The 21,176-nt window shown below is 59.2% G+C and carries 15 protein-coding genes; 9 read left to right on the plus strand and 6 right to left on the minus strand.

All coding sequences use genetic code 11. The features are described 5' to 3' along the window. The first annotated feature begins 122 nt into the window (after positions 1-122). The 8 genes from ACQKPS_RS07985 to ACQKPS_RS08020 all read left to right on the plus strand — a co-directional run bounded on the left by ACQKPS_RS07985 (position 123) and on the right by ACQKPS_RS08020 (position 11,637). The gene (locus ACQKPS_RS07985; RefSeq protein WP_254483217.1) at positions 123-1,805 is read left to right on the plus strand and encodes a fatty acid--CoA ligase; all 1,683 of its coding nucleotides are present in this window, start codon (positions 123-125) and stop codon (positions 1,803-1,805) included. Between the two features lie 328 nt (positions 1,806-2,133). After that, positions 2,134-4,020: a DUF1302 domain-containing protein gene (locus ACQKPS_RS07990; protein WP_283723962.1), complete on the plus strand. Its 1,887-nt coding sequence runs from the start codon at positions 2,134-2,136 to the stop codon at positions 4,018-4,020. A gap of 25 nt (positions 4,021-4,045) precedes the next feature. Next, positions 4,046-5,410 carry a DUF1329 domain-containing protein gene (locus ACQKPS_RS07995; protein WP_254483221.1) on the plus strand — a complete coding sequence of 455 codons (1,365 nt, stop codon included), beginning with the start codon at positions 4,046-4,048 and terminating at the stop codon, positions 5,408-5,410. Positions 5,411-5,655: 245 nt separating this feature from the next. Continuing rightward, positions 5,656-8,373 (plus strand): LuxR C-terminal-related transcriptional regulator, encoded by a 2,718-nt coding sequence (locus tag ACQKPS_RS08000; RefSeq protein ID WP_427603493.1) that lies wholly within the window; start codon positions 5,656-5,658, stop codon positions 8,371-8,373. 176 nt (positions 8,374-8,549) lie between these two features. Beyond that, positions 8,550-10,157, plus strand: coding sequence for a tetratricopeptide repeat-containing response regulator (locus ACQKPS_RS08005; RefSeq protein WP_254483224.1), 1,608 nt, complete (start codon positions 8,550-8,552; stop codon positions 10,155-10,157). Further along, a complete protein-coding gene (locus ACQKPS_RS08010; protein WP_254483225.1) occupies positions 10,154-10,846 on the plus strand; it encodes a sensor histidine kinase in 693 nt (230 codons plus the stop codon). The genes ACQKPS_RS08005 and ACQKPS_RS08010 overlap by 4 nt, the downstream gene beginning before the upstream one ends. Positions 10,847-11,014: 168 nt before the next feature. Then, positions 11,015-11,293: an AbrB/MazE/SpoVT family DNA-binding domain-containing protein gene (locus tag ACQKPS_RS08015; RefSeq protein ID WP_254483226.1), complete on the plus strand. Its 279-nt coding sequence runs from the start codon at positions 11,015-11,017 to the stop codon at positions 11,291-11,293. Continuing rightward, a complete protein-coding gene (locus tag ACQKPS_RS08020; RefSeq protein ID WP_427603496.1) occupies positions 11,290-11,637 on the plus strand; it encodes a type II toxin-antitoxin system ChpB family toxin in 348 nt (115 codons plus the stop codon). Before ACQKPS_RS08015 ends, ACQKPS_RS08020 begins: the two co-directional genes overlap by 4 nt. Before the next feature lie 474 nt (positions 11,638-12,111). On the opposite strand, the gene ACQKPS_RS08025 is transcribed toward ACQKPS_RS08020, so the two are convergent. The 3 genes from ACQKPS_RS08025 to ACQKPS_RS08035 form a co-directional block, all read right to left on the minus strand. Then, positions 12,112-14,607 (minus strand): S8 family peptidase, encoded by a 2,496-nt coding sequence (locus tag ACQKPS_RS08025; protein ID WP_427603498.1) that lies wholly within the window; start codon positions 14,605-14,607, stop codon positions 12,112-12,114. 44 nt (positions 14,608-14,651) lie between these two features. Then, positions 14,652-15,674, minus strand: coding sequence for an AAA family ATPase (locus ACQKPS_RS08030; protein WP_427603500.1), 1,023 nt, complete (start codon positions 15,672-15,674; stop codon positions 14,652-14,654). A gap of 293 nt (positions 15,675-15,967) precedes the next feature. After that, positions 15,968-16,249: a helix-turn-helix domain-containing protein gene (locus ACQKPS_RS08035; protein WP_427603502.1), complete on the minus strand. Its 282-nt coding sequence runs from the start codon at positions 16,247-16,249 to the stop codon at positions 15,968-15,970. 83 nt (positions 16,250-16,332) lie between these two features. Here ACQKPS_RS08035 and ACQKPS_RS08040 point away from each other — a divergent pair, with 83 nt between their 5' ends. Beyond that, the gene (locus ACQKPS_RS08040) at positions 16,333-16,761 is read left to right on the plus strand and encodes a hypothetical protein (protein WP_427603504.1); all 429 of its coding nucleotides are present in this window, start codon (positions 16,333-16,335) and stop codon (positions 16,759-16,761) included. A 214-nt stretch (positions 16,762-16,975) separates the two neighbouring features. Here ACQKPS_RS08040 and ACQKPS_RS08045 read toward each other — a convergent pair whose 3' ends face one another. The 3 genes from ACQKPS_RS08045 to ACQKPS_RS08055 form a co-directional block, all read right to left on the minus strand. Next, entirely contained in the window at positions 16,976-18,220 is a 1,245-nt protein-coding gene (locus ACQKPS_RS08045; RefSeq protein ID WP_427603506.1) for an OprD family porin, read from the minus strand. A gap of 161 nt (positions 18,221-18,381) precedes the next feature. After that, complete coding sequence (locus ACQKPS_RS08050; protein WP_427603508.1) at positions 18,382-19,914, minus strand: UxaA family hydrolase; 1,533 nt, start codon at positions 19,912-19,914, stop codon at positions 18,382-18,384. Positions 19,915-19,978: 64 nt separating this feature from the next. Then, positions 19,979-21,166 carry an L-talarate/galactarate dehydratase gene (locus ACQKPS_RS08055; protein ID WP_427603510.1) on the minus strand — a complete coding sequence of 396 codons (1,188 nt, stop codon included), beginning with the start codon at positions 21,164-21,166 and terminating at the stop codon, positions 19,979-19,981. Positions 21,167-21,176: the final 10 nt, after the last annotated feature.

The following is a 21,176-nucleotide window of genomic DNA, read 5'->3' on the forward strand; positions in this document are numbered from 1 at the left end:
GCGCACAATGCCACTCATACCTGGCGCCGCCAAATCATTCCTTCGGCTGATTTGACCGTCACATTGAGCAACTACAGTAGATCCAGACTTGTTCGGCATGCTTTTCAGAAAAAGGGATCACCATGTTGCAGACCCGCATCATCAAGCCCGCCGAGGGCGCCTATAGCTTCCCTCTGTTGATCAAGCGCCTGCTGATGTCCGGCAGCCGCTACGAGAAGACCCGCGAGATCGTCTATCGCGACCAGATGCGCCTGACTTATCCGCAGCTCAACGACCGCATCGCCCGCCTCGCCAATGTGCTGACCGAGGCCGGGGTCAAGGCCGGTGACACCGTGGCGGTGATGGACTGGGACAGCCACCGATACCTGGAATGCATGTTCGCCATCCCGATGATCGGTGCAGTGGTACACACCATCAACGTGCGCCTCTCGCCTGAGCAGATCCTCTACACCATGAACCACGCCGAAGACCGTTTCGTGCTGGTCAACAGCGATTTCGTCGGCCTCTATCAGACCATCGCCGGGCAACTGACCACGGTCGACAAGACCGTGCTGATCACCGATGGCCCGGACAAGACCGCCGACTTGCCGAACCTGGTCGGCGAATACGAGCAGCTGCTCGCGGCCGCCAGCCCGCGCTACGACTTCCCGGACTTCGACGAGAACTCGGTGGCCACCACCTTCTACACCACCGGCACCACGGGCAACCCCAAGGGCGTGTACTTCACGCACCGCCAGCTGGTGTTGCATACCCTGGCCGAAGCGGCGGTGACCGGCAGTATCGACAGTGTGCGCCTGCTCGGCAGCAACGACGTGTACATGCCCATCACGCCGATGTTCCATGTGCACGCCTGGGGCATCCCCTACGCGGCTACCATGCTCGGCATGAAGCAGGTCTATCCGGGCCGTTACGAGCCGGACATGCTGGTCAAGCTGTGGCGCGAAGAGAAGGTCACCTTCTCGCACTGTGTGCCGACCATCCTGCAGATGCTGCTCAACTGCCCGAACGCCCAGGGCCAGGATTTCGGCGGCTGGAAGATCATCATCGGCGGCAGCGCCCTGAACAGTTCGCTGTACAAGGCCGCGCTGGCCCGCGGCATCCAGTTGACTGCCGCCTACGGCATGTCCGAAACCTGCCCGCTGATTTCTGCCGCGCACCTGAATGACGAGTTGCAGGCCGGCAGCGAGGATGAACGCGTCACCTACCGCATCAAGGCCGGTGTACCGGTGCCGTTGGTGGAAGCGGCGATTGTCGATGGCGAGGGCAATTTCCTGCCGGCCGATGGCGAGACCCAGGGCGAACTGGTGCTGCGTGCGCCGTGGCTGACCATGGGCTATTTCAAGGAGCCGGAAAAGAGCGAGGAACTGTGGCAGGGCGGCTGGCTGCACACCGGTGACGTCGCCACCCTCGACGGCATGGGTTACATCGATATCCGCGACCGCATCAAGGATGTGATCAAGACCGGCGGCGAATGGATCTCTTCACTCGACCTGGAGGACTTGATCAGCCGCCATCCGGCCGTGCGCGAAGTGGCGGTGGTAGGGGTAGCCGACCCGCAATGGGGCGAGCGCCCGTTTGCCCTGCTGGTGGTGCGTGAGGACAAGGCGATCGACGCCAAAACGCTGAAGGAACATCTGAAGCCTTTCGTCGAGGAAGGGCACATCAACAAGTGGGCGATTCCCAGCCAGATCGCTGTTGTTACTGAAATTCCCAAGACCAGTGTCGGCAAGCTCGACAAGAAGCGTATCCGCCAGGACATCGTCCAGTGGCAGGCCAGTAACAGCGCCTTCCTGTCTACCTTGTAAGCGTGCCCCGGGTCGCGCATCCCGGTGCGCGACCCGCATGCTAGAGAGGCTCAGCCCTTGCCAAACGTAAAATTTCGGCCATGCTTCGGCATGGCCGATGCGCTGCCCGGGAAACGCCGGGGCGATTTGGCAGCAGGTGCGCAAATCACACTTTAGAGGGATCAAGCACCTGAGCCTGCTGGCTATAGTCGGGGCCAGGGGATTTTCAGGAATGGGGGAGGGCGGCACGCGCAAGACGTGCCGCTGCAGGGGAACCTGCTCACCGGTCGCTCGGGCCGTTTCTGAAAGGACTCACTGCCATAACAATAAAGTACATGGAGTAGCGTCGATGAAATCTGCAAATCCGTTCTGGCGCCGGGCCAAGCTGCCCTTGGCCGTCAGCCTTGCTTCCACGCTCGCAAGTCCTGCTTTCGCTGTCAGTTTCAACATTGGTGAAATCGAAGGCCAGTTCGACTCCTCGCTCTCCGTCGGCGCCAGCTGGTCCACCGCCAACCCCAACAAGAACCTGATCGGGGTCAACAACGGTGGCAAGGGCCTGTCGCAGACCTCCGACGACGGCCATTTGAACTTCAAGAAGGGCGAGACCTTCTCGAAGATCTTCAAAGGCATCCATGACCTCGAACTCAAGTACGGCGACACCGGCGTGTTCGTGCGTGGCAAGTACTGGTACGACTTCGAGCTGAAGGACGAAAGCCGCGAGTTCAAGGACATCAGCGACTCGGGCCGCAAGGAAGGCGCCAAGTCGTCGGGTACGCAGCTGCTCGATGCCTTCGTCTACCACAACTACTCGATCGGCGATCAGCCGGGCTCGGTACGTTTAGGCAAGCAGGTGGTGAGCTGGGGTGAGAGCACCTTCATCGGTGGCGGTATCAACTCGATCAACCCGATCGACGTGGCGGCCTTCCGTCGTCCAGGTGCCGAAATCAAGGAAGGCCTGATTCCGGTCAACATGTTCTACATCTCGCAGAGCCTGACCGACAATCTGTCGGCCGAAGCCTTCTACCAGATCGAGTGGGACCAGACCGTCGTCGACAACTGCGGCACCTTCTTCTCCCAACCTGACATCATCGCCGACGGCTGTACCGACAACCTGCGTGTGCTCAACAGCAGCCGCACGGTACCGGCGGCCGCCCAGCAGTTCCTGGCCACCCGTGGCGTGAACATCAACCAGGAGGGCGTGATGGTGGCCCGTGGCGCCGACCGCGATGCCCGTGACAGCGGCCAGTTCGGGGTGGCCATGCGCTACATGTTCGAGCCTCTGGACACCGAGTTCGGTGCCTACTTCATGAACTACCACAGCCGTGCGCCGATATTCAGCGCCACCGGCGCTTCGCCGTCGGTGTTCCAGGGCATTGCCGGGCTGCCGGCGCAGCTGCGCGCACTGGCGCCGCTGATCGTTGCGGGCAACTCGAAATACTTCGTCGAGTACCCCGAGGACATCCGCCTGTACGGCCTGAGCTTCTCCACCACCCTGCCTACCGGTACCGCGTGGAGCGGTGAAGTCAGCTACCGGCCCAACGCGCCGGTGCAGCTGAACACCACAGACATCCTGTTTGCCGGTGTACGGCCACTGGGGGGCGCGCTGAGCAACGCTTCGCTGCTCACCGGCACCCCGGGCCAGGACCTGCACGGCTACCGCCGCAAGGAAGTCACCCAGTTCCAGACCACCCTGACCCACTTCTTCGACCAAGTGATGGGCGCCAGCCGCATGACCGTGGTCGGTGAGCTTGGTGTAACCCATGTGGGTGGCCTGGAGAGTGCCCACGATACTCGCTACGGCCGTGACCCCGTGTTCGGCCCTGGCCCGCTGCCCGCTACCGGCGGTGCCGACACCTGCCAGGCGCTCAATGCCAGCACCATAGCCGGCGCCGGCGCCGGTGCCTCGACGGCCAACCTCAACCGCAAGTGCGAGAACGACGGCTACACCACCAGCACTTCCTGGGGTTACCGCGCCCGGGTCATCTGGGACTACAACGACGTGTTTGCCGGGGTCAACCTCAAGCCTAACGTGGCCTGGTCCCATGACGTTTCCGGTTATTCGCCTGGCCCTGGTGCCAACTTCGAGGAAGGACGCAAGGCGGTCAGCCTGGGCCTGGATGCCGAGTACCAGAATACCTACACCGCCAGCCTGTCATACACCAACTTCTTCGACGGCAAGTACAGCACTGTGGATGATCGCGACTTCGTCGCCCTCAGCTTCGGCGTGAACTTCTAAGAATACTGATCCAGGACGACACGAGATGAACAAGACCAGAAGTCTGTTGCAAGCCGGTGTACTGGGCCTGTCCCTGCTGGCGACCAGCGTAATGGCTGCGGTATCCGCCGACGAAGCGGCAAAGCTGGGTAGCACCCTGACCCCGATGGGCGCGGAAAAAGCCGGTAATGCCGACGGTTCGATCGGCCCATGGGAGCCGCTGTCGAAGTCCGCAGGCAGCGTCGATGGCAAGGGTTTCCTGTCTGACCCGTACGGCAGTGACAAGCCGCTGTTCACCATCACCGCGCAGAATGCCGAGCAGTACAAGGACAAGCTTTCGCCGGGCCAGCTGGCGATGCTCAAGCGCTACCCGGATACCTTCAAGATCCCGGTGTTCAAGACCCACCGTGGTGCCACGGTGCCTGAGGATGTCTTCGCCGCCATCAAGAAGAACGCCACCGCGACCACGCTGGTCGAAGGCGGCAACGGCCTGAACAACTTCCAGACCGCCGTGCCTTTCCCGATCCCGAAAAGCGGCCTGGAAGTGATCTGGAACCATATCACCCGCTACCGCGGCGGCAGCGTCAGCCGCCTGGTGACCCAGGCAACCCCGCAGCAGAACGGCTCCTACAGCCTGGTGTATTTCGCCGACCAGTTCGTCTTCCGCGACAAGATGAAGGACTACGACCCGAACAACCCAGGCAACATCCTGTTTTACTTCAAGCAGGAGGTGACGGCTCCGGCGCGCCTGGCCGGCACCGTGCTGCTGGTGCACGAGACCCTCGACCAGGTCAAGGAACCGCGCAAGGCCTGGATCTACAACGCCGGCCAGCGCCGGGTGCGCCAGGCGCCGCAGGTGTCATACGACGGCCCGGGTACCGCCGCTGACGGCCTGCGTACCTCGGACAACCTGGACATGTACAACGGCGCGCCAGACCGCTACGACTGGAAGCTCGAAGGCAAGAAGGAGATGTACATTGCCTCCAACGCCTTCAAGCTGGATGACCCTAAGCTCAAGTACGCCGATATCCTCAAGGCCGGGCACATCAACCAGGACCTGACCCGCTACGAGCTGCGCCGGGTCTGGCATGTGGTCGCGACGCTCAAGCCTGGCCAGCGGCACATCTACGCCAAGCGTGACTTCTATATCGACGAGGATACCTGGCAAGCAGCGGTGATCGACCAATACGACGGTCGCGGTCAGTTGTGGCGCATCTCCGAGGCGCATGCCCAGCCGTACTACAACAACCAGGTACCTTGGTACACCCTGGAAGCCATCTACGACCTGCAATCGGGCCGCTATCTGGCGCTGGGCATGAAAAACGAAGAGAAGAAAGCGTACGACTTCGGCTTCACTGCCAGCAAAGCCGATTTCCAGCCAGCGGCCTTGCGTCAGTCGGGTATTCGTTGAGCTGAAAACCGCAACGCCGTGTGATCCCCCAGAACGCCCCGGCTTGCCGGGGCGTTTCTGTGTGGCCGATAAAACCAGTGAATACCTCGCCAAAGCCCCGTCCCAGCCACTGTCTGTCAGCCATGTTGCTTTTTGTCGCAGTCTTTTCAGGTAAATGGCGCCCATCATCTTCAAATGCGTTGTATTACCGGCTAGTCTCGCAAACATCCGTACCGCCGTAGTTTTCCCACCAGAACGAGCCGGCCATGACAGATCTGTCCCGTACGCATGGATTCGCCAGTCAGGCCTTGGGCCTGCTGGACGGGCGTTTCTTCCGGCCGCCGCAGCCGGACGGCCATGTGCCGCGTGCACGTCTGTGCCAGCGCTTGCAGGGTGGCCTTGGCGGGCGCCTGTTACTGGTTAACGCCCCCGCAGGCTTTGGCAAAAGCTCCCTGGCCATCGAGTTCTGCGAGTCGCTGCCCAGCCATTGGCGCAGCCTCTGGCTCGGCCTGAGCCAACGGGACGCCGACCCTGGCCGTTTCCTCGAGCGCCTGCTCGAAGGCTTGCAGCAGTACTGCCCGGCACTGGGCGGGCAGGCCATGGGCCTGCTGAAGATGCGTCAGCGCCATCAACCCTTTGCCTTCGAAGAGTGGATCGACAGCTTGCTGGACGAGTTGGCGCTCTACCTACAGGCCGATACGCCTTTGCTGCTGGTACTGGACGACTACCACCTGGCCCAGGGGCCGGTCCTCGATCGCTGCCTGCAGTTCTTCCTCAATCACTTGCCTGCCGGCCTGGTACTGCTGGTGACCAGCCGCCAGCGCCCGGATTGGCACCTGGCGCGGCTGCGCCTGTCACGGCAGCTGGTCGAGCTTGGCGAACAGGATCTGCGCCTGACGCCGGATGAATCACTGGCAGTGATTGGCCGCCAACCCACCGGGCTGCGCGGTCAGGCACTGGATAACCTGATTCAACGCAGCGATGGCTGGGTGGCGGGGCTGCGCTTCTGGCAGTTGGCCGCCAGCGAGGCCGGTGACGAGCATGCCTTGCCCCAGGCCCTGCATGGTGGTGAAGGCTTGATTCGTGACTACCTGCTGGAAGAGGTCATCGAGATGCTGCCGGCGGACGTGCAGGCGTTCCTGTTCGACACGGCCTGCCAGGAGCGCTTCTGCGCAGCGCTGTGCGATGCGCTGCGCGAGCGCCACGACAGCGACGCGATACTGCGTTATCTGCAAGCGCACCAGGTCTTCCTGGTGCCGCTGGACGAGCATGGCCATTGGTATCGGTACCATCACCTGTTCTCTGACTTGCTGCGCAGTCGCCAGTCCAGCGAACCGCAGGCGCGTCTGCACCTGCGCGCCTGCCGCTGGTTCCAGGCCCAGGGGTTGCTCGACGAGGCGGTGGAACAGGCCTTACGCGCCGGCCACCTCGACGTTGCGGCTGACCTGGTGCAGAGCCTGTCCGAAGAGCAACTGCTGGCCGAGCAGAACGTGGGCATGCTGTTGCGCTGGAAGATGGACCTCCCCGACAGCCTGCTGATCAGCACGCCGCGGTTGATCGTGCTGTACAGCTGGGCGCTTGGCCTGGCCTGCCAGCTCGATGCAGCGCAAGAGCTGGCAAGTTACCTCAGCCGCTTCCTGCCCGCGCCTTCTGCCACTGCACAGAAGTCCATGCTTGCGCAGTGGCTGGCCCTGAGCGGAATCATCGCCCGTGGTCGGGGTGACCGCGAGCGGACCTTGGCCTATTGCGGCGAGGCGCTGCAGAGCCTGCCGTGCAAGCGCTATGGGCAACGCCTGGTATGCCTGTCGACGCTGTCCAACCTGGCCATTGCCGACGGCGACTTCTGGCGTGCGCGCGGCTGGAACCGCGAAGCGCTGGAGTTGGCGCAGCGGGTGGGCAACCCGTTGTTCGAGGCGCTGGCGCATTACGATCGAGCCCGGGTGCTGCATGCCCGCGGCGAGGTGTTGCGGGCGCTCGATGAAGTGCGCCAGGGTTTGCAGCGCCTGCAGGGGCTGTCGGCACAACGGTTGTATGCAGTGCGGGCGCGGCTGACCCTCTACGAGGGCTACCTGCTGGTGGCGCGCCTGCATCCTGCGCAAGGGCGCGCGCGCTTGCGTGCAGGGCTTGGCGAGGCGCGCGCTTGCCGTGACATCAGCGTGCTGATCGGCCATTGCGTGATCGCCTCGCTGGATGGCCGTGAGGGCCAGTATGCCGAGGCCTTCGCCGAACTGGCCGAGGCAGAGCGGCTGATGCACATCTGGGATGTGCCGCCGATTTTCTACCTGGCGATGATCACCCTGGTGAAGTGTGAACTGTGGCTCGCGCAGGGGCGTATCGATTTGGCCGAGTCGTGGTTGCTGCGCCTGGGGCAGACCTATGGCGGCGAGCACCCTGCGGCTGCGCCCGAATTCCACCCCTTGCTGCCGCTGCATATCGAACTGCAGCAGGCTTTGCTCGAGCGGGTGCAGCAGCGCAGCGAAGATGCCGTGGCGCGGCTGTGCGCCCTGGTCGAACGCGGGCAGTCCAGCGGCGGGATGATGCTCACCCTGCATGCCCTTTGCCAGTGGATCGACCTGTTGCTGAGCGAGGGGCGTGAAGCACAGGCAGTGCGGCTGCTGCCCATGGCGTTGGGCGCCGCTCGGGGAGGAGTGGTACAGCCCTTCCAGCGACTGCTCGAATTGCACCCCGGCTGGTTGCGTGAGCAACTCCTTGCACAGCCAGCCTGCCAGGTCCAGGCCGAATTGCTGGGGCGCCTGCCCGAACCTGCGGTGCCCACAGGCAGCGCCGCTGAGGCCTTGAGTGGGCGCGAGCTGGCGGTGCTCGAACTGATCGCCCAAGGTTGTTCCAACCAGCAGATCAGTGAGCGGCTGTTCATTTCCCTGCATACCGTCAAGACCCACGCCAGTCATATCAATAGCAAGCTGGGTGTAGAGCGTCGTACCCAAGCCGTGGCCCGGGCCAAAGCGTTGGGCTTGCTGGCCTGAAGCTGGCCACAAGGCGGCGCGGTGCAGTAAAATAATGGCGCTAGGCCATTATCTCGTGATGGCGTGCGTCCGCTGCGTTCTCCACCCTCATCTTTCCTGGCTGGCTGCCGATACAGGTTTCGGCGGTATGCATCGCTTCGCGCCATCCACCCATCTTCCCAATACAGGTCGTGTTGATGCTGCAGTACGGGCAAAAGAGCTTTCTGATCGTCGACGACTTCACTGACTTTCGCACGTCGACCCGTTCCATGCTGCGCGAACTGGGCGTGCGCGATGTGGATACCGCTGACAGCGGTGAGCAGGCCCTGCGCATGTGCGGGCAGAAGCGCTACGACTATATCCTTCAGGACTTCCACCTCGGTGACGGCAAGAAGAACGGCCAGCAGGTCCTCGAGGACCTGATACTCGACAAGCTGATCAGCCATGAATGCGTCTTCATCATGGTCACGGCCGAGAGCAGCCAGGCCATCGTGCTCAGTGCCCTGGAGCACGAGCCTGATGCCTACCTGACCAAGCCGTTCAACCGCGTGGGCCTGGCCCAGCGCCTGGACAAGCTGACCCAACGCAAGACGCTGCTCAAGCCGATTCTGCAAGCCCTCGACCGTGGTCGCCCGGGCGAAGTGCTGGCGGCGTGTGCCGAGCTGTGCAAGAAGGACCCGCGTTTTGCCCCGTTGTGCCTGCGTTATCGGGCCGACGCGTTGCGCGACCTCAACCGCTTCGATGAACTGGAGAAGTTTCTCAAGAGCATCCTCGCCAGCCGCCCGCAACCTTGGGTGTATGCGGCACTCGGCAGCCTGATGCACAAGCGAGGGCAGAATGCCCAGGCCCAGGGCGTCTACGAACAGGCGCTCAAGGCATTCCCGATCATGCCCGGGCTGTACGATGGCATGGCCGAAGTGCTGGTCGCCCAGGGCGAAACCAAGCGCGCCCAGAGCATGCTCGAAGAAGCGGTCCGCCTCTCGCCCCTGGCGGTGCGCCGGCAGGCTGCGCTGGGCAAGTTGGCGCTGGACAACGAAGATTTCGAAAGCGCCTCGAAGGCGTTCCGTCATGCGGTGAATCAGGGCCAGAGTTCGCGCTACAAGGATGCCGAAAGCAACCTTGGGCTGGTCCAGGCGTTGATGAGCAAGAACGCCGGCTTCGGCCTGGATGCGCGTGCCCGGGTCGAGATCAACACTGTGCTCAGTGAAGTGGCCAAGGACAACCTCGAAGACCAGGGCTTGCAGGTGCGTGCCCGGCTGATGAAGGCCGCCAGCCTGCAGCAGGCGGGCGACCCTGAGACAGCGGCCAAGCTCACCGAACAAGCCATGCAGCGGCTGGAGAAGATGGACCAGTTCTTCTCGGTCGAGGCGGCCTTGACCGTGGCCCGGCAACTGCAGGCACTCGGCCAGGAAGCCGCCGGCGGGAGCATCCTCAAAGGTTGCGTGGAAACCTACGGCGACGACCCCAAGGTCATGCAAAGCGTGGCCAAGCTGACCGACGACCCGGCCGTACTGGGCGCGGTCACCGAAGCGGTCGACCTCAACCGCCAGGGCGTGCGCAGCTACCAGGCCGGGCAACTCAACGAAGCCTTGCAGATGTTCCGCAAGGCGCTTTCGCTGCAGCCGAAGAACATCAGCATCGCGCTCAACACTGCGCAGGCCCTGCTGCGCATCGGTGGCGAGGTGACACCGCCGGCGATCCAGCAGGAATGCCGCGACTGCCTGACCCGGGTGGCCGGCATCCCGACCAGCGACAGTCGCTACGACCGCTACCGCAAACTGCACATCAAGGTCTTCGGTGCATGAGCCAGGATAACCAGGGGCTGGATTTCTCCACGGTGATCGCCTCCACCGTGCATGACCTGAAAAACTCGCTGTCGGCGCTGATACAGTCCCATGACCAGTGGATGGCACGGCTGCCTGAAGAATGGCGCAGCGGTACCGAGCAGGGCGTGATCGAGCATGAGTTCCGGCACCTTAACGGCATGCTCGTGCAGTTGCTGGGGCTTTACAAACTGGGGGTGAACCAGCTGCCGGTATGCCCGGACTACCATGAGCTGGATGATTTCATCGAGGCCCAGCTGGCCGCCCACCAGGAAGTGCTGCAGCACAACGACATCCTCGCCACCTGGCGTGTCGAAACCGACAACCCGCTGGGTTTCTTCGACCGCGAGCTGGTGGCTTCGGTGATCGCCAACGTGGTCACCAACGCCACCCGCTATGCCGGCCATGCACTGTTGATCAGCATCGGCGAGGAAAGCGAGCAACTGGTCATCAGCGTCAACGACGACGGCCCGGGCTACCCGGCGCGAATGCTCGAGCGACAGCAGGATTATGTGCAGGGTATCGACTCGCAGAGCGGCAGCACCGGGCTTGGGCTGTATTTCGCGGCGCGGATCGCGGCGTTGCATGAGCGTAACGGTGTGCGCGGGCGGATCGAAATTGCCAATGGCGGGGCGCTTGGGGGTGGGTTGTTCAGGTTGTACTTACCGTGAACGCCTTTGTTCGAGTGTTCAGTACAGTTCCAGTTTGAGGGTTGTTTCTCAAGGTCTTGTAAGAGAATTCCTAGTCGTGCCATCAGCTCTATTTTCGATGGCCGTTGAGTGGCAGTGTAGATACGACGTCTCTACATTTCACTTGCAATCGTCAGGAGGGTTTCTACTATGTATCTACCTTGGGAGATACTCATGCAGATCAAGATTCAACAATGGGGCAACAGTGCGGCTATCCGTTTGCCAGCGGCTGTGCTTAAGCAGATGCACCTTGGCGTTGGCTCTACACTCAGCCTGGATGCGGCAGGAGAGACTCTGGTCCTCAAGCCCGTAAGGTCCAAGCCGAAGTACACCCTTGAAGAATTGATGGCGCAATGTGATTTGAACGCGCCAGAACCTGAGGATATGGCTGAGTGGAACGCAATGCGCCCAGTGGGGCGTGAGGTGTGAAGCGGGTCAAGTTCGCCAGGGGCGATATTGTTCGAGTCAACCTTGACCCTACAGTTGGACGAGAACAGCAAGGTGCCGGGCGTCCAGCCCTTGTGCTCACACCCGCTGCCTTCAATGCGTCAGGTCTGGCAGTGATCGTTCCAATTTCCCAAGGCGGTGACTTTGCCAGGCATGCGGGTTTTGCAGTAACCCTCAGTGGGGCAGGGACGCTGACGCAAGGTGTAATGCTCTGCAACCAGATACGCACGGTGGACCTCGAAGCCAGAGGTGCCAAGCGTGTCGAGTCGGTTCCTGACGTTGTAATTCTCGATGCATTGGCACGAGTTCAAACCCTGTTCGAATAACTGGTTGCTGTATTCACTCATGGAAAAAACATCAATCGCGCTGATTCGCCAAACCTTCCCCGTTGGCCCCCTGCAGTGCAACTGCACCCTCAAGCTAGTCGTCATGTAGCTTCGTACGGACACACTGATAAGATCGCTGCAGCAAGGGTTTAGCCCCTCTGCAGGGTTGTCCATATGGACGTGTGTAAATGTGGACAGATCTCTGATTTCTGTCCATACGTCAAATGGTACCAATCCTCGATCAGGTAGTACCATCTTTTGGGACTTAGAGTCAGATCTCGGTGGCGGCTCTACAGCGCTGCACTGAGTGCGCCTACCCTTTCCTTTCTGTGGGGTTTGTCTACGACGGCTAAGTGAGCGACTACCAAGCTTTGGCTGAGCAGTCGCTATACCAGCAAGCTAAACCCAATTAAATATCATGGTCTTCTGCGTTGAAAAGTGCTTTCAAGGCAGAGAGTGCGTACCCTTGTTGGGTTATACAAGAATTTCTGGTTCGACCGAAGCTGCAATCAAATTTGAAATTTCCGTATAGAGCCTAACATCCTCACCCTCAGATGAAATGGATACTATAAGGCTATATCGAGCTTGGCTATTGTATTTTCCCAAATGGGGGCGATATCGCCACCATCCGGAAACCGGTGATATTGCAATTTTATCTCTTGCTGCCAAGTCGATTGCTGGACCTACCCAGACATCACTATGTATTGAGCCGGCGGAAATGTGCTTTGAGCCAAACGTCCAGTTATTGTCGCTCTCTGTTTTTGGCGGTTTTTGCTCAAGTGATTCTAGCTTATTTATCCGGTGGCGGAATGCTGGTTCAGTTTCTGATTTTCGCTTTAAGTCGAATCGAAGTCCAAATGACTGATATCTTGCGGGAATAACCTGTGCTAACTCGCTAGGGCTCGGCTCTATGAAGTACGATAAAGTTATTTTAAGCTGAACAATACGGTTCTCAAGCCGCTCTAGCTCCGCTTTTGGCCAGGGAAGATCATAGTAGTGGACTTCATTAAAGTGAGGCTCACCGCTCTCTCTTCCTCGGGGGTCGAGATCTTTCTTAAACGGCTGAATGTGAGTTTCAGCTATCAAAGCTAAGTCGTGCTCAGCGGACGCGAGGGCGCGAGCTAACTGTGGCACTCCATATCCAAAGTGCCGAGCGAGCAGGATGCGTTCCTTCTTGTTCTTTCTTCGTAATTTTTCGAGCATGGCAGGTGTCCACTGCGCACTATGGATCATAAGCGCTCGAACTGTTTCTGGCCAGAAATCTGGGTGCTCAGCCATGATTGCGGCAGCCATACCCGCAGCTTGGGCCGTTGCGGAGCTAGTAGCCCAAAACTCTTCAATTGGGTTCCGTGTAAAGTTTCTACCAGTTGTCAAAATCGATAGCGCAGGAACTCCTGAATAGAATTGCTGGCCATCAGGGCTTAAGGCCTTGTTACCTGCTTCGAAGACAACCTCAGGCTTGATCGGGCATCGACTATGCTCCCAATCAACCGATGACCTACTATAGGGACTGTGGTCTCCTGCCTCGGCGAATGTCCCCCAGCCTTCATAGCCAGGCTGCCCATCCAAATCAGTTTTATTGGTAAAGCCGCCTACGGCTATTGCATTCCAGGATTGAGCAGGATCCTCGATCGGATACTCGTAAAGATCGGCTACATCTTCTGGATTTGTTGAGTCCGGAATATTACCTGCCGAAAGTATAAATAGACGTCGTGGACCAGAATTACCTTCATCGTCAAAGTCACCAATCATGGTGCCGGAACACAACTGATCGATCGAAGAGCTCCATGTTGTTGGCCGCTCTCCGGAGACATGCTCATTCGACACGGCCATGCAGAATACTCGGCTCCTTGTTGGAGCCCTCGTCTCCGCTAAGCTAACGGCTGTCTGAGTAATAATTCCATAACTTTCCGGAGCGTTACGTGCCCAACCAGAGGGTGGTAAGAATTTTACCGACTCTAGCTTGTAGGTCAGCTCCAAATCTCTCTGGTCTGCCAACGCATAGGTCATATCACCAAACAATGCGGCTCCCGCCATGTTGGTGCCATGCCCATTATGGTCATCGCTTCCCCAGTCGCTATTTATTGCTTGGCAATCTTCTGGATCTAAAGCTGGGTGTAATAATGGGTGTGCCGAGCTCACGCCGTTGTCCAAGATACAAACTGCGGGTCCGTCATTGCCGGTAACCCGGATTCGTCCTAGTAAATTATTACCCCAGTCTTGTTGCTCACGAGGCGCTAACCTAGTAAAGAAGTACGGGCTGTCGGATGCTTTTCGCAGCTCCTGGATACCACAGGAGTTATCCACCAGTATCGATATTTCGACCGCATTCGCATAAACTAGAAGAACCTCGGTGTCGGGAAAAATTAGCGAGTTCTCATTAATTCTGAGATTGAGCTTTTCCGCTATTCGCCTGATGAGGTTGACTTGAGATGATCCGCACCAGCACTCCCACCAAAGATTATTCGTGCTCGTTGGGAAGGGGCGAGAATCTGTCCAGAGGCTCTGGATGGATCCAAGTGAGAAATGGTTTAGGGAAGAGAACTTCGAATCATTCTTCGGTTTGCCTCCTGGAGTTCTCTGCTCGGCATACTCAGCTAGTTTTTGATCAAAAAAAGATATTGAGCTTTCAGGTAAGTACAGTGCACCGATAGTTACTCCGTCCTCTTGCACCCTCAGAGCCGATAACCGAATATTTTGTGTTTTCCAATTAAGATCGGGTGGGGGAGCGCCTGCTTCAATCTCTACATCAAGGTAAAGGGCGGGTGGAGTTTCGCTAATCTCATTGCTGAAGTAACCATTTTGCCCCGCATGAGCTGTTATGGAAAGATCAAATCTCTCACGGAGTCGACTCCCATGACCCGCCTCTCGCTCGTTTGAGGCAGAACTCATATCCATCTGCCGTTTTTTATAAGGCTGACCGGATTTAAATTTTTCAAATCTGCAGTGCGGGAGCTCGTACGACGCCATGTTGGAATTTTTCCATAAATCCAAAGCCCAAGACGCTTAAGCTATTAGTTAGGGCTTAATCCTGAAAGAGTATCTTTGAGTGCGTGCCTTTGCTGAAGCGCGGTTACAATCTGCTCTGCAGATGCCTGCTTAGCATCGTGGAGAATCAAGTCTTTTATGACTTCAGACGCTGCGCGGCTGATCTCAGCTTGACTGAGGCCTGAAGCTACAGTGCCGATCTTGGCCCATGACATTCTTTTGGGAAGATAAGCGCTCATACACATTTCGATAACCGCTTTTACGCCCTTAGCATCCGGTAGAGCGTACTCGATTACTTCATCAAATCGTCGGAAAAGAGCTTTATCAAGCAGCTCGGGATGATTCGTGGTCGCCACCACTAGGCTGTCAGTGCTATTAGGCTCTTCCAAAAACTGAAGGAAGGAGTTTAAGACTCGGCGCATTTCGCCTACATCGTTATCAGCGTTACGCCGTCCGCCAATCGCATCAAACTCATCGAAGAGGTATACCGCACGAACTGTATTGAGGTGGTCAAAAATCAAACGTAACTTGGATGCAGTTTCGCCCATGTAACGGGTTATCAGTGTTTCGAGGCGAATGGTGAATAAAGGCAGCTGGAGCTCCCCGGCTAAAACGGAGGCAGTCAACGTCTTGCCGGCGCCAGGAGGACCCACCAGAAGTAGCCGCGAACTAGGGGGCATGCCATGAGCTCTAAGCTTATCTCGCTGGCGCTGTTGGTGGATTAGTCTTCTCAGTCGGCTACTCTTTGAGTCATCCAGGATCAAATCTTGGAGCTGAGATTTGGGGTAGGCTACAGAGAGAAGGTTTTCCAGCTCGCCACGAGGTTTAGAGATTGGAATGGCAACCTGCTCATGGCTAGGCACCTGACGCGATTTGCTCTGCCCACGTTTACGAGCAGTATCAACCAGCGTTTTCAGCTCGGCCGCAACATCACTCCGACCGCGTCTCGCTTCAGCGGCTGCAACCTGCAAGGCGATTGAGAGGAATTGCTCCTCATCTCCCTGATTATGGCTGCTCAGCAGAGCAATGATTTGTTGGGCCGTAGCCATTTGAGCGATTTCCCTGTCCTATCAGCGGGCCACTGCGTTTGATGGCATTCTAGTCTATTCGCCTAGTCAGGCCTACCTACGGCCATCTGATTCCACCCTGAAATGGAGGCACCACCTTTCAGTGGTCCACCCCATGGCCAAACTGGCCAAGCATCTTCAGATGCCTCCGTCGCTATGTCTCAAGCCGCTGATGGCCGCGCAATTTTAGGCACACTGGCCCGCGGCTACAAATCTGTAGCACCCATCGATAGCAGAGCTCACCGACCATGAGCATGCCGTGCGGCTATTCGCCTTCATGGAGTACCCATGAGGTCGATCTCTTCGCGGACTCTCTGTAGCAAAGCCTCTGCAGACACACCGTCTCGCTCCGCGTACGTGCACACCAGTAAGGTGATGGGATGGATATTCAAAATGGGCGCTAGGGTTTCTAGTCTCTCGATGGTTGGTGAATGAATCCCGCGTTCCAAGGTGCTGATATAGGTGCGGCCGCTCACGTCAGAAAAATCCTCCTGGCTAAGGCCCTGCTTGGTCCGGCACCAGCGGAACACCTTCCCAAATGCCTTTTTCAGTTCCATTTGCTCAATCCGCAAAAGGAACGATGAAGCCGTTTTGAATAGTATATCGCTACACAGTATACTGTTCATTTCGAGGCATTCTTATGTTCGTGTCTGACAGCAGGGCTGAAGTCAAAGGCCTGGCTGCGCTTCTTGAACCTGGCCAGCGTGGGTGGCACGTCATCCTGAAGCCCCAGGTATCACCCTGGTTTCATGCCTCGCTGATTGTCATCGAGAACGGGTTTGAAACTCGTACTATGGTGTTCATCGACTCCGTGCATTCCCTCATCAGCTGGATGGAGATAGAGCAGGGCGAAAATCGGATGGAGTCCCTCCAACTGGTATCCCCTGCTTGGTTGAATGGGAGCCAAACCTGGCAGATGGACGACCTTTCAGAGATAGCACAATGCCTGAAAGGGGGGGCCATACGCTTCACCCTCAGGGATGGCGCATTTCTCTATTACCCGGACCCCGCTCCTCAGCTTGAGGGGGACTATGCGAAGCTGATTTACCGGTTGGCATCGCGTCAATAAACGGAGCTGTTAGCAGGAGACAGCGACATCGTTCTTTGCTGATGCTCTTCAATCCAGATTTCTCGATTTAATTCTGGTGACCATCCATCTAACCGGCATTCTTGTTTCTGTCTTCCCCCGGGATTCCGTGAAGAACCAAAAAAAAGGCCGGCAACCTGCGTTGCCAGCCACACCGCCAATAATCGGCGGTTACTCCTCATACATGACTTGGGGATCAGAACAGAGGCAGCGTGTAGCTGATGATCATCCTGTTCTCGTCGATGTCGCGTTGGTAGTTCGAGCGCAGCGCGGCGTTGCGCCACAGCACGTTGACGTTCTTCAGAGGGCCTGACTGGATGGTGTATCCCAGATCAGTGTCTCGCTCCCATTCACGCCCCTCGCCAGCGAAGGTAGCCGGACTGGCGTGATCGGCATGGTTGTATCGTGCCGAGAAGCTCAGGCCGGGTACGCCCAAGGCGGCAAAGTCATAGGCATAGCGCAGTTGCCAGGTCCGCTCACCCGTTTCCATGAAGTCGGCGGCCATCATGTAGTTGGTGAGGTAGGCGTCGGTGCCGATCAAGTAGGGCATGGCCGTTGAGCCTGAGAGCCCTTGGTAGGCAACGCCAATCGTGTGGCCAGTTTGACTGTAGGTGAACAGCACATTCAGCGTACGGTTATCTACCCGGCCCGCCAGCGCATCACCCTTGTCGTCGCTGATGAAGTACCGCGCGTCCAAGGCCAGTTTACCTGGCCCCACTGCCGTGCTTCCGAGCAGGCCGAAGTAGTGCTGACCGTATATGTCGTCCAGCTCTCCGTACTGGTAGCTCAGGCTCAGGTTGGGGTTAACCACGTAATCCACCCCACCCATGCGAAATTCATCGGCCTCGGGCGTGCCGCTGAAGCGCCGGTTCTTATTGACCAGGCTCATGGCTTCGCTATGCGAGTAGTCACGCCGGGTGGTGCGGTCGATCTGTGCGTACGTGATGGTCAGTGCATCCAATTCCTTCCAGGTCAGCACGCCGCCCTGGAAGGTTTGCGGCAGAATCCTCCCGGTGCTGGAGGCGATGGTCGGGTATTTGAGTAGCTGGGTGCCGATCTTCAGCTCGGTTTTGGAAAGGCGGGCTTTGGCGGTCAGGCCGAACTTGCTGTACTGGTCCGGTGCGCGGCCATCGTCGCCGACCGGCAGCAGGCCGGTGCCGCTGCGGCCGGGTGAGGAGTCGAGCTTGAGGCCAAGCATGCCCAGGGCATCTACACCGAAGCCGAGAGTGCCCGGCGTATAGCCGGAGCGAAAATCGAGGATGAAACCCTGTGCCCATTCCTCGCGCTTGGAGATACCTGAATCCTCCCGAAAATCGCGGTTGAGGTAGGAATTCTGTGCCTTAACGGTGGCTTGGCTGTCCTCGAGGAACCCTTCAGCCTGGGCTGGGAGGGTGAAAAACAGCAGGGAAACGGCAGGCAAAATTTTGTTGTTTTTGTGCATGACTTGTCCGTTCGGCCAGCCTCTCGGCGGGCCGTTTCTTTGTTTGTGGAGCCTTCAACTACTCAGCAGACTGCGCTACAGCACCCGCTGCCCAAGACGTCGGTGGGTTTGGGATTCCATGTAGAGCAGCAGCGAGTCGACGCTGAAATTCAGGGGCGGGCTCAGGCGAGCACGCCAATCTGCCATGGGCAGAACTCATCTTCGCCCAGACCGTTAAGCTCGCTCTTGGTGGGCTCGCCGGAAGCGTGGGCTAGCAGCCGTTCGAAGATTTCCTGCCCCATCTCAGAGATGGTTTTGTCACCATCGATGATCTGACCGCAGTTGATGTCCATGTCGTCGCTCATGCGCTGATACATGGGCGAGTTGCTGGCCAGCTTGAAAGTCGGTGCCGGCACCGAACCGAAGCAAGAGCCGCGGCCGGTGGTGAAGGCGATCATGTTCGCGCCGCCCGCGATTTGGCCCGTGGCCGAGACTGGGTCGTAGCCGGGTGTGTCCATGAACACCAAGCCGTGGGTCTTCACTAGGTGCGCGTACTCGTAGACATCCATCAGCGGGGCATTGCCGCCTTTCTTGGCGCCACCCAGCGACTTCTCGAGTACGTTGGCCAAACCACCGGCGTTGTTGCCGGGGCTGACCCGGCCGTTAATCTGGGTGTCGCGCCCGCGGTTGTATTCCAGCCACCACTCGATGCGCTCAATCAGCTTGCGACCCACTTCAGGTGTCGCGGCGCGTGCCGTCAGGGTGTGTTCAACACCGAAGATCTCGGAGGTTTCCGAAAGGATCGCGGTACCGCCATGGCGCACCAGAATATCCACCGCTGCGCCCAACGCTGGGTTTGCCGAAAGACCGGAGAAACCATCCGAGCCACCGCACTGCATGCCGATCATCAGATGCTCGGCCGACACCGGCTGACGCCTGGCCGCGTCGGCCTTGGGCAGCATACCTTCGATCAGAGCGATGCCGTGGTCGGTAGCGCTCTTCACCCCGCCGACGTCCTGGATCACCAGTTTTTTCAGCATGTCGCCTTCCACCAGACCTTCCTGCTCGAAGAAGCCATGGATGTTGTTGCGCTCGCAGCCCAGAGCGATCACCACCGCACCAACGGTGTTGGGGTGCTTGATGTAGCCGCCGATGGTGCGGCGCAGCAGGTCCATCGGCTCACCGGTCATTTCCATGCCGCAGCCGATTTCGTGCACATAAGGCACCACGCCGTCGATGTGCGGAAAGCCGGCCAGGCGGCGCTCGTCGAAGTGGTTGGCGATTTTGCGCGCCACAGTGGCGCCGCAGTTGCCGACCACGAAGACGCCCAGGTAGTTACGGGTGGCCACTCGACCGTCTTCCCGCACAATGCCTTGGAACGTGGCCCGCTGCTCTGGCGGGAGCATGTCGGTGGGCACGTAGTCCAGGCCGTAGCGATAGTCGCGGTCGGTTTCACCGAAGGCGATGTTGTGGCTGTGCATCCAGGTGCCCGGCGGCAAATCCTCCGCGGCATAGCCGATCACCGTGTTGTACTTGAGTACCGGCTCGCCCTTGGCGATCAGTTGAGCGGCTATCTTGTGCCCCAGCGGCACGGGCTGCTGAGTAGTCACGCCCTCACTGGGGATGGCGGTGCCGGCGGGGATTTCAACGCGCGCGACAACGACGTTGTCAGCGGCATCGAGGCGAATGACGGGGCTCACTTCACGGTGAATCATGGTGTTTTCCTATGGGTATGTCATACACGGCGGTGGCGGCAGAAGCACCACCGCCGTGGCTTGCTCAGGGGCGTTTGCCGAACTCGATGCTGTGCTGGGTCCAGGCCAGGGCCTGTTCACTGAGGGAGAAGCCCAGCCCTGGGCGGTTTGGCACCCACATGCGGCCGTCGCGCAGCTCCAGGCGCTCGTTGAACATCGGCTCGAGCCATTCGAAGTGTTCCAGCCACGGCTCTTCGGGGTAGGCAGCGGCCAGGTGCAGGTGGATCTCCATGGCGAAATGTGGCGCGAGCTTCAGGCCCTTGAAGCTGGCTAGGTTCATGATCTGCAGGAACGGCGTGATGCCGCCCACACGTGGCGCATCGGGCTGGACGAAGTCGCAGGCGTTGGCGGTGATCAGCTCGGCATGCTCGTTGAAGCTAGTGAGCATCTCGCCGGTGGCGATGGCGGTGTCCAGCGACGCAGTTAGAGCGGCATGGCCCTCGACATCGGCACTGTCCAGCGGCTCTTCGATCCAGGTCAGGTCGCACTGTTCGAGCTTGCGGCAGAAGCGATGGGCAGTGACGCGGTCCCATTGCTGGTTGGCGTCGACCATCAGCGGGAAGCCCTCGCCCAGTTGTTCACGCACCGCTTGCACACGCTTGAAGTCGATGCTGGTGTCTGGCTGGCCCACCTTGATCTTGATCCCACCGATGCCGTTGCCACGAGAGGTCTGCACGTTTTCCAGCACCTTCTCCAACGGCGTCGACAGGTATCCGCCAGAGGTGTTGTAGCACTGCACCGAGTCCCGGTGGGCGCCAAGTAGTTTGGCCAGCGGCAGGCCGGCGCGCTTGGCTTTCAGGTCCCACAGGGCGATGTCGAACGGGGCGATGGCTTGGGTGGTCAGCCCGCTGCGGCCCATCGAGGCGCCGGCCCACAGCAGCTTGCTGTAGAGCTTGGCGATGTCGTTGGGGTCTTCGCCCATCAAAGTAGAGGCGATTTCCTGGGCATGGGCGTACATGCCTGGGCCCCCGGCGCGCTTGGAGTAGCCGAAACCGATGCCTTCGTGCCCTTCGCGGGTGCGGATCTCGGCAAAAATGAAGGCGATTTCGGTCAGCGGCTTCTGCCGCCCGGTCAGCACCTTGGCGTCGCTGATCGGCGCGCCCAAGGGCAGCACGGTGTACGACAGCTTGATCCAGGCAATGCTGTCGGTGGTGGCTGGTCCAGGTTGCAGCGCGGCGATTTTCGGGTCGATGTAGACGTTGCTTTCGATCATGGAGTCGTCC

The sequence above is a fragment of the Pseudomonas sp. NPDC086566 genome, assembly GCF_050280885.1.
GTDB classification, from domain to species: Bacteria; Pseudomonadota; Gammaproteobacteria; order Pseudomonadales; family Pseudomonadaceae; genus Aquipseudomonas; species Aquipseudomonas vlassakiae.

Bases quoted from the DNA above. Each gene is read 5' to 3' on its own strand.
- ACQKPS_RS07985 (WP_254483217.1), top strand. From the start codon at position 123: ATGTTGCAGACCCGCATCATCAAGCCCGCCGAGGGCGCCTATAGCTTC.
- ACQKPS_RS07990 (WP_283723962.1), top strand. From the start codon at position 2,134: ATGAAATCTGCAAATCCGTTCTGGCGCCGGGCCAAGCTGCCCTTGGCC.
- ACQKPS_RS07995 (WP_254483221.1), top strand. From the start codon at position 4,046: ATGAACAAGACCAGAAGTCTGTTGCAAGCCGGTGTACTGGGCCTGTCC.
- ACQKPS_RS08000 (WP_427603493.1), top strand. From the start codon at position 5,656: ATGACAGATCTGTCCCGTACGCATGGATTCGCCAGTCAGGCCTTGGGC.
- ACQKPS_RS08005 (WP_254483224.1), top strand. From the start codon at position 8,550: ATGCTGCAGTACGGGCAAAAGAGCTTTCTGATCGTCGACGACTTCACT.
- ACQKPS_RS08010 (WP_254483225.1), top strand. From the start codon at position 10,154: ATGAGCCAGGATAACCAGGGGCTGGATTTCTCCACGGTGATCGCCTCC.
- ACQKPS_RS08015 (WP_254483226.1), top strand. From the start codon at position 11,015: ATGTATCTACCTTGGGAGATACTCATGCAGATCAAGATTCAACAATGG.
- ACQKPS_RS08025 (WP_427603498.1), bottom strand. From the start codon at position 14,607: ATGGCGTCGTACGAGCTCCCGCACTGCAGATTTGAAAAATTTAAATCC.
- ACQKPS_RS08030 (WP_427603500.1), bottom strand. From the start codon at position 15,674: ATGGCTACGGCCCAACAAATCATTGCTCTGCTGAGCAGCCATAATCAG.
- ACQKPS_RS08035 (WP_427603502.1), bottom strand. From the start codon at position 16,249: ATGGAACTGAAAAAGGCATTTGGGAAGGTGTTCCGCTGGTGCCGGACC.
- ACQKPS_RS08040 (WP_427603504.1), top strand. From the start codon at position 16,333: ATGTTCGTGTCTGACAGCAGGGCTGAAGTCAAAGGCCTGGCTGCGCTT.
- ACQKPS_RS08045 (WP_427603506.1), bottom strand. From the start codon at position 18,220: ATGCACAAAAACAACAAAATTTTGCCTGCCGTTTCCCTGCTGTTTTTC.
- ACQKPS_RS08050 (WP_427603508.1), bottom strand. From the start codon at position 19,914: ATGATTCACCGTGAAGTGAGCCCCGTCATTCGCCTCGATGCCGCTGAC.
- ACQKPS_RS08055 (WP_427603510.1), bottom strand. From the start codon at position 21,166: ATGATCGAAAGCAACGTCTACATCGACCCGAAAATCGCCGCGCTGCAA.